Raw genomic sequence first — 12,193 nt, forward strand, 5'->3', positions numbered from 1 at the left:
GTTATAGTATTCGGCACTCTACGAATAACTAAATAATTGGTCCATAGAAATGGAAGTTAGAGAATTAGAAGGCCTGGAATTAGTGGGTTTTTATACCCGCACTAAGAACGCCAATGAGTCTGACCCAAAAACAGCAAAGATAACGCCAATGTGGGAACGCTTCGGCGCAGAGGCGGCCCCTAAATTAAGGGGCAACCCTAAGGTATTTGGTGTTTACTCCAACTACGAATCTGACCATAACGGTTTTTTTGATGTCTATGCATGTTCAGATATGTTGTCGAAGGATATGTCTGAGGATTTCAAGTCGATTCAAATACTGCCCGGCAAATACCTGATGTTTTCAGCCAAAGGGGAAATGCCTCAGGTCGCAATTGATTTGTGGGGCGAGGTTTGGAGTTATTTCGCTGTGGAGGATTGCCCCCATCAGCGAGCTTTCACCACAGATTTTGAGCAGTATGTGGATGGAAACGAGGTCCAGATAGCCATATCCATCAAGTAGTTGAACCGCGTATATATACGGGCTATTTAAGGAGCCTCTGAATAACTCCGTAATGCCTCTGCGAGTCTTGAAGGCTGCAGATGTTAGGCGCAGCTCGCCGCGAATGGCCGTAGCCCTTTACAAGAGCTGCAACGCAGCAGGTGCGGCCTTCAAGGCCCGCCCTTCGGGGCTTGCAGAGCGATTCACACTCCGCGTTGCGACTTCTTGAAAGGTCTAGACATTCCTGCGAAGCCGCGCCTTGATTGTGAACCGCTCTGAAAGCCAGAGGTATCACGGAGTTATTCAGAGGCTCCTTAACTCTAGGGTGAATACCAAATTGGCGAGCTGAATGCTCGCCCCTGCTGGGTAAGGGGTACTTTTTCATCCATTTCAATACCGAAGCGTACCTTGTCAAATAAAGTCCATCGGGGTGTGGGTATCTCCAGGGCGCGCAGGTAGTAGACGGCTCTTTCCTTGGGGTTAAAGTCGGGATCTTTGAATACCGCGATTAGCTGAGGGGAGCCGATGGAGTTGGTGTATTCCGCCGTCTTCATATCCACAGTAGTCCCAACTGGGGATAGTTTTCCCTCGGTATCCAGCTTACGGCTTCCAGACCATTTCACATTAAAGATCTTTTCCCGGGCGAGTCCGCTGCTATCCAGCCAACCCTTGATGATTTGGATACGGTCCAGGTTGGCGCCCTCAGGGTCTTTCAGTGCTGCGATAAGGAATGTCGGTACCTGTCCCTCACTGGCTTGAGGTAGTTTCCCGCCCATTGGTACGCCTTTTTTATAGCCATTGGCGACCAGATCACCGTGAATATCCCCATCGTTATAGTCATAGCCTCCAAAGAAGCGAACTGAGATCCGGGGGCCTGTGGTGGCGAAAGTCTCTTTGCGGTACATCGCATCCCATATTGCCTCCCGGGTATTCTCGTTGGCCCAGACTCCCGTAACGCCTGAGGCAGCTTGTTCCCAGCCGAAGTACTCTCCACCAACCCCCTTGAGCAGGGGAAACGCCCAGCGCTCCTTGTTGCTGGGTTCCAGGGTCTTGAACTTGCCAAAGAAGTTGTCCTGGTCCGGTGTCGAAAGCCCGGTATGGGTGTCGGTAGCTGCGTTTGCGCCTAGCACGAAAGGGTTGGTGCCCAGCTTCTCCTCCAGGCGAAGGCCAGACTTCAGTGCCTCCCTCCAGTACTCGTATTGCAGGGCACCGGGGGGCTTGGGCTTTAAGATCAGGTTGCCTCTATCCCACAGATCCCAGTTGGCAAATTCATCTTCCGGGGAGAGGGCAGGGTGGGACTCACTTTGTCCCTTTACCTGTACCAGCTCATAAAGGGGTTCATAACGGGCGCGCATTTGTGCCCACTCCGGAGTGAGTTCGGAGCCATCAAACTGCCGCTCGATAAACATACGGCCATTAGACATATTGCCGTTGTGGGGGATGGCGAGCACCCGGCCACCGGTTTTGTCTTCGTAGGCTTTCATCCACTCCCAGAGTTTTACCGGGTTCTCGGTATCAAAGGTAGTTAGGGGGAGCAGGGTCTTAGTGCGGTCTGCGCCATCACGAAAAATAATATTGCGGTGCAGGTTGTCGCCACCATCGGCGTTAACTGTCCATTCAAAGGCGATAAAGGTAGAAAACTCTCCGGGTTTGTAATACTTCTCTGCGGCTTCAACGGTTTTTTCCCAGGCGGATTTCATCCACTTGGGATCCATTACCTGCTCAGGCAGTTTGCCTTCTGATTGAAGCACGATGACTTCACTTTTTGCTTCATTGGTCGCTTCTTTGCTGCCTGAAATTAATGCCTCGTGCCATTTTTTCAAGGTGGCATTGGACATCATTTCCGGATTGCCATCGACGATCTCGCTGATAACTCCCATACCGTCTGAATGATCGGTGATCATGAACCAGTCGTAAGGGCGGCTGAGCTTGGCTTTCAGTCCGCTGTTGGAGGTAACAGTTTCTCCCAGGGCAAATCGATAGGCGTCATCGGGAGTAAGAATTGCGCCATCCAACCCCGCATCTACCGACCAGCCAGTATGGACATGTGTATCGCCAAAATAGACATTGCGAGCGATGCGTTTTTCGTTGTCCCGTTGAGCTTCCAGCTCCGCCTCTATCTCCGGTGTCATCGCCGTGAGCGGCCGTTGTTTTTCTGGAGTGGCGCCCTCAGTCTGTCGGGTGTTTGAATTTGTATTTTTATCTCCGTTGGACTTTTTACTGCAACTATAAAGGCTGAGTACAAGAATAAAGAGGAGCAGGGTTAATCCAGCTTTGCTCTTGTGCATCGATGGCGGCTCCATTTCCTGAATGTGTCGGATCGCTTTTTAACGTAAAAGAATTCGTTGCGAAGAGAAGATAAATTACAGCTAGCATAGTTGAGCGACTCTGTTTATTCGCGAATTGGGCCACACTGGGGGCCTTGTTATCTATCGGCACAATAGATAGTCTTCGGCTCCAGTTGAGTTAGCACATTTATGCAACTTCAAGAACATGGTTGGCTAATTCAGTCATATTGAAATATGGCTACGCAATAATCATCGCTTCGGGCGATAGGCAAAAGCAGGCATATGAGTAACAACGAAAAGCGTCCACTTTACATCCCCCACGCAGGCCCCTCCCTACTGGAAATACCACTGCTCAATAAAGGCAGCGCATTTAGCTTGGAAGAGCGTCTCGAATTTAATTTGGTCGGTCTTCTGCCGAATACCGTTGAGACGATTGAGGAGCAGGCCAAGCGCGCTTACCTCCAATTCCAGCAGTGTAAGACTGGCTTGGAAAAACATATCTACCTGAGGGGAATCCAGGACGACAACGAGACGTTGTTCTTCTATCTGATCGAACATCATACGGAAGAGATGCTGCCGATTATCTACACCCCAACTGTAGGTGCAGCTTGTGAAGAGTTTTCCAGTATTTATCGCAACCACCGGGGATTATTTGTCTCCTATCCGGACCGGGAATATATCGATGATATTCTGCGCAGCGCCACTAAAGAGAACGTCAAAGTCATTGTGGTGACCGATGGCGAACGGATACTCGGGTTGGGTGACCAGGGTATCGGCGGCATGGGTATCCCTATTGGCAAGCTCTCCCTGTATACCGCCTGTGGCGGTATCAGCCCGGCTTATACCTTGCCTGTCACCTTGGATGTTGGCACCAATAACCGCACTTTGCTGAATGATCCCATGTATATGGGGTGGCGCCATGAGCGGATTTCCCAGGAAGAGTACGATGAATTCCTGGAGCAATTTATTGAAGCGGTAAAGCGTCGCTGGCCCAAGGTATTGGTTCAGTTTGAGGATTTTGCCCAAACCAATGCCACGCCGTTGTTAGAGCGCTATCGCGACCGCCTGTGCTGTTTTAATGATGATATCCAGGGCACGGCTTCTGTAGCACTGGGTACTATCCTGGCTGCCTGTAAGACCTGGCAAGAAACCCTCGCCGCGCAGAAGGTGACGATAGTGGGTGCTGGTTCAGCAGGGTGTGGTATTGCCGAGCAAATCGTCAGTGCGAAAGTGCAGGCCGGTCTATCCGATGCCGAGGCTCGTGAACAGATCTTTATGTTCGATCGCTACGGGCTTGTGACTTCCGATATGAAAGGTCTACACGACTTCCAGGCAGCTCTGGCCCAGGACCCGAGTAAGTACGAGGGAGTGTCCAGCTGGAATCTTGAGACGCTGATCGGCAATGTTGAGCCCAGCATCCTGATTGGTGTTTCCGGGCAGGGTGGTCTGTTTACCCAGCCAGTAATCGAAGCTTTACACAAGGGGCACCGCCGTCCTTTGGTGATGCCACTGTCAAACCCCACTTCCCGAGCTGAAGCGACTCCAACTGAGATATTCAGCTGGACCAAGGGCGAGGCTTTGGTAGCTACCGGCAGCCCCTTTGCAGCGGTAGAAATCGATGGTCATCACTATGCGGTAGCGCAGTGTAACAATGTCTACATATTCCCGGGCATTGGCCTCGGCGTGATTGCTTCCGGTGCTTCGAAAGTGACTGACAGTATGTTGATGGCAGCATCCAACGCCCTGGCAGAGCAGGCGCCGGTGGTGAAAGATGGCGAGGGTGCCTTATTGCCACACCTGAATGATATTCGCGAAGTGAGCATGCATATTGCCAGGGCAGTGGCTGCCCAGGCGCAATTGGATGGCGTTGCGCCCAAGGTGAGCCGTGAGCATTTAGAGCGTTTGCTAGAGCGTAACTTCTGGCGTGCAGATTACCGCTCTTATCGTCGTCGCTCTTTCTAAATAAGAGCGCTGGGCCCGTTGCGACTATCGCATCGGGCCTGCATTTAAGCCAGCTTTTCTCCGGTATAGAAAGAGTCCGGCTGGCGCAACACCAAGTAATCCTCCCAGTGGAATCCCTGATTCAAAAACTCAATTGCTGCATTGACGCCAGATAAGAACAGGTGTTCGCAGTGGTGGTCCGGCATGGAAAAATCCAGCCAGTGCGGGTTTTCTCCGGTATCGGTGGGGTTGATGGGGATTTCTTTTACCAGCGCATGGTATTCAGCGTTCAAGCTCGCGCGCACATGGTTGTCGAGCATATTGCGACAAGTGCTGATCAGCCCCATCGCAAACCTTCCTACCTTATCTGATTTTGGCTGGTACAGGTCCACTTCCAACTTGATCCCAAATGTTGGCAATTTGGGGGTGCCTATGGGTTTATGGAAGATATCGAAAGGGAAGTTGGAGACAAGGCCGCCGTCGACAAATTCAATATCTTTGGGAAAGCCAGCGCGGAAAAAACGTTTGGGATCACCGATGCCTTTAATGCTGCGCCAATTCTCGGCGACAGTATTGCACTCACTTAATTGGGGGATGCCCTTTACGGTGTAGGGCTTAAAGAAACCGGGTACCGACATGGAGGCACGCACGAACTCCGCAGGGTTTACTGCGCTCGGATTATCGAAGTAGAGCGGCGCCTTGGCTGGAAATACTGCGCGGGTCTCTGTAGTGATATCCGCTGCCACCAGGGCAACCTCGCCGCTACCTATCAAGTGATCTGGTGTGCCGCGGTACAGAAGCTGTGGGAACTGGTTAATTCTCTGGTTGAGCTGTGCGGTGTTGGTAATGCCCAGCTGTTTCAACTCCGTTTGTAACCACTGGGTAAAGGTATCTCCCGGATTCAGCCCCTTATGTCTGAGCAGGTGCCGCAAGGTGCGGATAGAATCGAAGGGGTGCAATGCCAAACTACTTATCAAGCCTTTGCCCTTGAGCAGGCGCTGTACCGTATTGCGGGCATAGCGCTCGCCATCTTCAAAACTGGCAAAGTCGGCATTGGCGAGGATACCCAAGAGCTTTTCGCTCTTGCCAGTGCTCGGTGTACCGGCCGCTGCCAAGAAGAGCGCATTGATGGCACCCGCTGAGGTTCCAGCAATTTTGCGAAACCGAATTCCCGCCTTTTCCAGAATGTAGGTATATCCCACCAGGGCGATCCCCAGCATACCGCCACCTTCCATCACGATATCGACATACTGAAGGCCCTGGTTGTCCTGTACATCACTGAATACTTTTCCTTCAATGGTGGACTTGGATGCCTGCCAGTGTGCATCCGCTTTTGCGATGGCGTTTTCAACCCATGGCGATTTTTGCATGTCGGCTTTCCGTAGTGTGACAGCGATCTACTTTAGATAACTTATGTGCAGGTTGGTGAAAAAGCCAGGGTATCACCCAGAATCAAATTCGCCATAGCATCCAGTTTGTTTTTCGTGCCTTCCCACTTGGGCATCACTTGATTCATTAAACGGTAAAATCGCTCGCTGTGGTTGTGTTCGGCGATATGGCAGAGCTCGTGCAAAATGACATAGTCGATGCACTGGCGCGGCGCTTTTACCAGGTGGGGGTTGAGGGTAATACGCCCTTGTGGCGAGCAGCTGCCCCACTGGGTTTTCATACTCAGGGTACGCAGGGGCGGGCGCCCGGAGACCCACAAGGTTTGCTCCAGCAGCGCGTCCAGGCGGCGGTGAAAAACTTCTTTGGCGCGCGCCTTATACCATTCGGCCAATAGCAGGCGCACAGTCTCGGGATCTTTTTTACGCACGGAAACTTCCAGCTTGCCGCGCAATAATTTGACCTGCTGCTGGGTGTCTTCTGACTCAATGACTTTTAGCAGGTATTGCCTGCCCAGATAGTAGTGGCTCTCGCCACTGATATATTGCCGTGGCGTTATATATTCCAGCGCCTTGCGGAAATCCCGCAGCTGTTGGTAAATCCAGCGCCCTCGCTTTTTTACCGCTTTTAATACGGCATCGTTATCGAAAGGTTCGGGTGCGCTGACCACCACACGGCAGTCTGGGTGCACTTTGATCAGCACTCGCCCTTTGGCCTGGGAGCGGGGCTGGCATTCAAAAGTAATGCGCTCATCCCCATAGGCAAAGCTCAGTTGCCGGGAGTTGGGGTTATTTGGGGGGGAAGTAATAGGCACATTCATGCCGGGATTAGTCTCCGCTTAAACCAACGCGGGTGATCTGTAGGATCATCTCCACCATTTTCCTGGTTTGATCCATACCACTGCCGATGGATTTACACTCCATAAATAATTTGGGTGTCAGCTTTTTTTTGATCTCTGACTCGATATTTTCCGGGTTGATGGAGTGTTCCATTACGGCCTGGTTCACAGCCGTATCCACCTCGAAAGCCAGCTTGATCCACTTATCCTGTACCTGGCTATCGCCTACTGCGAAAACCTCCGGCAGGTTTTTCTTGAATACACCAAAGTAGGCCTGGGCGTGGCGATTATCGGCAAAGGCATTGGGAATTTCATCCAGGTTGCGGGCTTTTACCTGGGCTTCCAGCGCTTCGAACAGTAAGTACTGCTTGTGTGGGTGATCGAACAGTTTTTCCGCCTCCTCAATCGCCTGTAGCAGTAATTTGGAGAAGGCTTCCTGGGCGTAGGGATCGTCGCGCAACTCCTGCTCGATCATGCGGGTCACGCGGGTTTTGATAATGTCGGTTTCGTTGCGGGTTTTGTCCTCCCCCCAATCTTCAGGCCGCTCCGCCTTGCCCATTTTATTGACTTCGTATTTGCCTTCGGGCTGTAAGATTTCTACCCCCACCACATGCTTATCCAACAGGTTTTTAACCTGGGCCGCGTAGTGGTCGTAGTCCACAGACTTTTCGGTTTGCTGTAGCGCCCACTGGCGTAGTTTGGCGAACTCTTTAATTGTCTGTTTGTAGTGCTTGCGGTCACTATCGCTAAAGCTTTTATCTTCGAAAAAGGTGGCCGATTGCAGGGCTACTTTCAGGCAGGTGGTGAAGTGGGTGAGTGCCTCGTAGAAGTCCTCGCGCACTTTTAGGTTCACATCGACTAGCTCACCGTTGCGCTGTTCAATTTTTGGAACTATTACTTGGCGCAGTTGCTCGGTGTCCTGCTTGTTTTTTACGCCGGCGAAAATGCCCCAAAGATTTTTATACAGCAGGGGCAGGCGCTTGTACTCGCTGCTCATGGGGCTATAAAGCCCGGCGATATCGTCGATGTCGTAACCGCCCTGGGTGCGCGCGGCCAGATCCTGGTATTTCTGCAGGGTGGTATCCAGCTCTGCCAGGATGCCCCGGTAATCGATTAGCAGGCCGAACTTTTTATCCGGGTGCAGCCGGTTGACCCGGGCGATCGCCTGGATCAGGTTGTGTTCCTTGAGTGGTTTATCGATATACAGCACCGTATTTTTGGGCTCATCGAATCCGGTTAGCAGCTTGTCCACTACAATCAGCAGTTTCAGGGTATCGTCTTTATCGAAGCGCTCAATCACTCCCTGGGTGTAGTGTTGCTCATTTTGCGAGCCCACATTGTCCTTCCACCACTTCACCACCTCCGGCATGGAGGACTCATCCACCGCTTCGTTGCCCTCGCGGGTATCCGGTGCACTGATCACTACCGCCGATTCAAATTTCTGTGCTTCTGGCCAGTGCTGTTGGGCCTCATCCAGGTACTTTTTATATTGGATGGCAGTGGCTTTGCTATCGCAGGCCAGCTGGCCTTTTAAGCCCGCGTCGATGTTTTTAACAAAGTGGGTGGCGATATCGGTAGCAATCAGTCGAATGCGGTCGTCGGCGGTGTAAATCTCCCCTTTGCGGGCAAACTTGCGTTTTAAATCCGCCTGCTGCTCCTCACTTAACCCCACCGTAATGCGCTCAAACCAGCGGTCAATTGCGCGCTCGTTAACATTCAGGTCAGGGATACGCTCTTCGTACAGCAGTGGGGTTACGGTGCGATCCTCCACCGCGCGCTGCATGGTATAGGCGTGGACAATGGGGCCAAATTTATTGGTGGTCTTGTCGTCTTTCAGTAGGGGCGTGCCGGTAAAGGCCACAAAGGCGGCATTGGGCAGGGCTTGGCGCATACGAATATGGTTTTCGCCGCCCTGGCTGCGGTGGCCCTCGTCGATCAGCACAATCAAGTCGGCACTGTCGTTGCGGCATTCCGGCAGGGCAGTGGCGCCGGTAAATTTTTGCACCAGCGAGAAGAAAATCCGCTCATTGCCGCTGCCAATCTGCTGGGCCAAACGCTTGCCGGAAGTGGCCATGGCCGCTTCCTTGTCTTTCTTGCCCGCCAGTTCGCCACCGCTGGCAAAGGTATTGCTGAGCTGGCGCTCCAGATCCACCCGGTCGGTGACAATAACCAGGCGGCTCTGTTTGAGACTCGGCTGGAAGATCAGCGCCTTGCTTAAAAACACCATGGTGAAGGATTTGCCGGAGCCGGTGGTATGCCAGATCACACCGCCCTCCCGCGCGCCGTCATTGCCGCGTTGGGCAATGCGCTCCAATAGCCGTTTGATGCCGAATACCTGCTGATACCGGGCAACGATTTTGCCGGCCTTTTTATCGAACAGGGTGAAGTAGCGGACCATCTCCAGCAGCCGCTGGGGCGATAGCAAGCTGATTAGCAACCGATCCTGGCCGCCCAGGGCCAGCTCGCCGCCGGCGATCAGGGTCTGGTACCAGTCCAGATCTGATGGGGAGCGCTGTTTAAACAGAGTTTGGATTTGTTCGCTGGAAAGGGGACGGTTTTTGATCGCCAGCATTTCCCCATCGGAGGTATCTTCCTCGCGCCAGGCCGCCCAGAATTTTGCCGGCGTATTACAGGTGCCGTAGCGGCCCTCGGCGCCGTTGACTGACAATAATAATTGGCTGTAGGCGAAGAGTTGCGGGATTTCATCGTGGCGCTGGTTGCGCAGACTCTGGGAGATACCCTCGTCGATAGAGGGGCCCTTCTTGCCATCCGGGCGCTTGGCCTCGATCACTACCAGGGGAATACCGTTGACGAAACACACCATATCCGGGCGGCGGGTCTCTACGCCGCTGGCACGGGTTACGCTGAATTCCTCGGTAAAGGCAAAGTGATTGTTTTCGATGGTGTGCCAGTCGATCAGGGCAATGGTGGGGGTGGCTTTTTTGCCATCGACAAATTCGGTCACCGAAATGCCGTAGAGCAGGTGGTTGTATAACTCTTCATTGGCTGCAAGCAGCCCTTTGTTCAGCGCAGGGCTGCATACGATGCCAATCAGGTGGTCGATGGATTTTTGTGAGAGTGGCTGCTCCTTACCGGCGAAATGGAAGGTCCGTTTGCCCAGCTCCCGGCGCAGTATCTCCGTGAGCACTACCTGGTCCTGGCGCCCACTGCGGGCTTGGTTGGCCTCGGCGGGGGGTAAAAACGACCAGCCCAGATTGCACAACAGGGCCAGGGCGGGGATCTTTGCGGAGTATTCTTCCTGAAACCTGGGGGGAGACTGCATCATCCAGTGACTCTCATATCTTTGCTAAAGCTTATTTCGTATTCAGTTAGTAATTCGGTTTGACGTTTTAAGTGTGATTATCCCAAATTGCCACAGCGGCCTTCTCTATTTCAACATAGGATTTCGGCACTAGTGGGGTACGAATCGGAGCAGACTTTTTGCTCCATTCGATGGTAGATCCCTCTTTATCTTTTCTACGCAGTTTAGAGCCGGCACCCAAATTCATAGAGAATAAATCGAGAAAGCGGCGAGGTCCGATACCAATAAATGGTTCAAAAGTGACAAGGTGATTTTCTTCACTCGACGCATCGAACTCCGACTTCAGTTGAATGGATTCCGAGTGGAAATCAAGGGCTCGGCTTTTGGGGTAGGGCTCCACATAAACTACTCGTTTCACACCACTTGCAACAATATGTTTTGCGCAATTGTGGCAAGGAAAAGTTGTGCAATAAAGTGTTGAGCCTATCGTTGAAATACCGGAGCGACTACAGGAAAGCAAGGCGTCCATCTCGGCATGTACCACTCGGCCAAATTCTGTTAAGTCAGAAATCTTACTGTCCTTCAGAATCTTTTCGAGGTCTTTTTGCCTCTCAGGATTCACCAGTTCCTGGTTAGCTAGTGCGTCAATGATGTCCCCGATGATTTCAGCCTGTGCTTTTTTATTGGAATCGCCGTCTCTTTTGTAGTCCTTCCCGTCCGGGTGATCACTAATTTCTCCTGTTTCTGGATCTTCTTTTGCCCAGTAGAGACCGCCTCCTGATTTTGGTGCATCATTGGCGCCGGTGGCGATAATCTGCTCTTCGCGACTGATCACGGCCCCGACCTGTCTGGACAAATCCCCAGAGCGCACAGAGCTGTTAAAAGCCATAAACATGGCAAACTCATCAAAAGTTGGGTTTTTATAGGGGTGGGAGAAAATAAGCTCAAGGAAACGTTGAAGCCTATTTTTTACCTGATCATTATTGTTGCCAAGGTTTAGGAAAAAATCGGCCAGGTGGTAGGTGTCCCTGGTTTTTTGGCCGTGGTCGATAGTCTCATTTTCATCAGTTTTAATAAGTTCTTCAGCCTGGGCCTGATTGCAACTCTTGTCTTCGGTCAGGTAGTTGCGGCGACGTTTTTCATCGGCATGAATGCCAATAAGGTAAAAACCATCTGCATAGATTTTCCTAAGAAGCTCTACTTCTCGTGGATGCTTGAGGGAATTGACAATATATGCCCGCTTTTGGTTTTCTGAGCAGCGATTGTTGGCTATTTCTTTGGCGACACCTGCCGCGAGTATGGCATTGTTGTTGGCCCGCTCTCTTAAAGCGTCCCCTGCCGATATAAAGTGCTGAATTCGCTCATACTCGTTATCTGCGCTGTCGGCCGGAGGCAAAATTGAAGAGACTCTGATTTCACTTACGTTATAGCCGAAACCTACTAAGCGGTCTTTCAGTGGATCTACAACACGCTTGGTTTCGGTTCCTACTGCGCTGACAACGCCAATTACTAACTCCCCCTCATTGATTCCAGATGTTAGGAAGCGGTATTCAAGGTCAGGCTGTGTACTGGTTTCTGTGTTATGGGGTGGGGCTGAGGAATCAGTCGTGGGTTCAAGTGTAAGCTCGGAAACAGTAGTTTCCTCTGTTTTAGGTTCTGGCTGTGCTTCATTAGGGTAGAGTAATATGGGTACTCTATTTTCGAGTTGGCTTTTATCAGCGCCTTTACCCTGGAATTGCAGAGTACCAGTGGTTACATACCAGTTGAGCAAGCCACGCCCGAGACGGAACACTTTTTTATTGGGTTGAGACTCATCCCACTCTCCCTCTAAAGTGGACAATTTTTGTTTTAGTTCTTCAAAAGATCCAGTGAATTTAGTACTCATTGATCGTCCTTGATAATGATTAGAATTTATTTGGCATCGCCGCTTTATGCCCGCTGGCAGTTATTGGGGCGGGGCTTGTTTCTTATACTCAGACAGTACGCCTTTTGTACTTTCC

7 protein-coding genes are annotated in these 12,193 nt (G+C 51.7%); 2 read left to right on the forward strand and 5 right to left on the reverse strand.

Going from position 1 to position 12,193, the window contains the following annotated elements; translation table 11 throughout:
* Nucleotides 1–49: 49 nt before the first annotated feature.
* Nucleotides 50–499 carry a GyrI-like domain-containing protein gene (locus ACYX4J_RS08025; protein ID WP_444914109.1) on the forward strand — a complete coding sequence of 150 codons (450 nt, stop codon included), beginning with the start codon at nt 50–52 and terminating at the stop codon, nt 497–499.
* A gap of 299 nt (nt 500–798) precedes the next feature.
* Here ACYX4J_RS08025 and ACYX4J_RS08030 read toward each other — a convergent pair whose 3' ends face one another.
* Nucleotides 799–2,766: a DUF3604 domain-containing protein gene (locus tag ACYX4J_RS08030; RefSeq protein ID WP_476178305.1), complete on the reverse strand. Its 1,968-nt coding sequence runs from the start codon at nt 2,764–2,766 to the stop codon at nt 799–801.
* 282 nt (nt 2,767–3,048) lie between these two features.
* Here ACYX4J_RS08030 and ACYX4J_RS08035 point away from each other — a divergent pair, with 282 nt between their 5' ends.
* Entirely contained in the window at nt 3,049–4,728 is a 1,680-nt protein-coding gene (locus tag ACYX4J_RS08035; RefSeq protein WP_444959659.1) for an NAD-dependent malic enzyme, read from the forward strand.
* A gap of 44 nt (nt 4,729–4,772) precedes the next feature.
* On the opposite strand, the gene ACYX4J_RS08040 is transcribed toward ACYX4J_RS08035, so the two are convergent.
* From ACYX4J_RS08040 to ACYX4J_RS08055, 4 genes are all read right to left on the reverse strand, one after another.
* Nucleotides 4,773–6,077 carry a patatin-like phospholipase family protein gene (locus ACYX4J_RS08040; RefSeq protein WP_476178306.1) on the reverse strand — a complete coding sequence of 435 codons (1,305 nt, stop codon included), beginning with the start codon at nt 6,075–6,077 and terminating at the stop codon, nt 4,773–4,775.
* Between the two features lie 41 nt (nt 6,078–6,118).
* Nucleotides 6,119–6,913, reverse strand: a complete 795-nt coding sequence (locus ACYX4J_RS08045; RefSeq protein ID WP_476178307.1) for a M48 family metallopeptidase — start codon at nt 6,911–6,913, stop codon at nt 6,119–6,121.
* Nucleotides 6,914–6,920: 7 nt separating this feature from the next.
* Nucleotides 6,921–10,217, reverse strand: a complete 3,297-nt coding sequence (locus ACYX4J_RS08050; protein WP_476178308.1) for a type I restriction endonuclease subunit R — start codon at nt 10,215–10,217, stop codon at nt 6,921–6,923.
* A gap of 64 nt (nt 10,218–10,281) precedes the next feature.
* Complete coding sequence (locus tag ACYX4J_RS08055; RefSeq protein ID WP_476178309.1) at nt 10,282–12,078, reverse strand: anti-phage dCTP deaminase; 1,797 nt, start codon at nt 12,076–12,078, stop codon at nt 10,282–10,284.
* Between the last annotated feature and the right edge of the window lie 115 nt (nt 12,079–12,193).

It is taken from the genome of Microbulbifer sp. ABM4_008 (assembly GCF_056311705.1).

What these genes read in the sequence shown, in the direction of transcription:
- ACYX4J_RS08025 (WP_444914109.1), top strand. Translation starts at nt 50, where the DNA reads ATGGAAGTTAGAGAATTAGAAGGCCTGGAATTAGTGGGTTTTTATACC.
- ACYX4J_RS08030 (WP_476178305.1), bottom strand. Translation starts at nt 2,766, where the DNA reads ATGCACAAGAGCAAAGCTGGATTAACCCTGCTCCTCTTTATTCTTGTA.
- ACYX4J_RS08035 (WP_444959659.1), top strand. Translation starts at nt 3,049, where the DNA reads ATGAGTAACAACGAAAAGCGTCCACTTTACATCCCCCACGCAGGCCCC.
- ACYX4J_RS08040 (WP_476178306.1), bottom strand. Translation starts at nt 6,077, where the DNA reads ATGCAAAAATCGCCATGGGTTGAAAACGCCATCGCAAAAGCGGATGCA.
- ACYX4J_RS08045 (WP_476178307.1), bottom strand. Translation starts at nt 6,913, where the DNA reads ATGAATGTGCCTATTACTTCCCCCCCAAATAACCCCAACTCCCGGCAA.
- ACYX4J_RS08050 (WP_476178308.1), bottom strand. Translation starts at nt 10,217, where the DNA reads ATGATGCAGTCTCCCCCCAGGTTTCAGGAAGAATACTCCGCAAAGATC.
- ACYX4J_RS08055 (WP_476178309.1), bottom strand. Translation starts at nt 12,078, where the DNA reads ATGAGTACTAAATTCACTGGATCTTTTGAAGAACTAAAACAAAAATTG.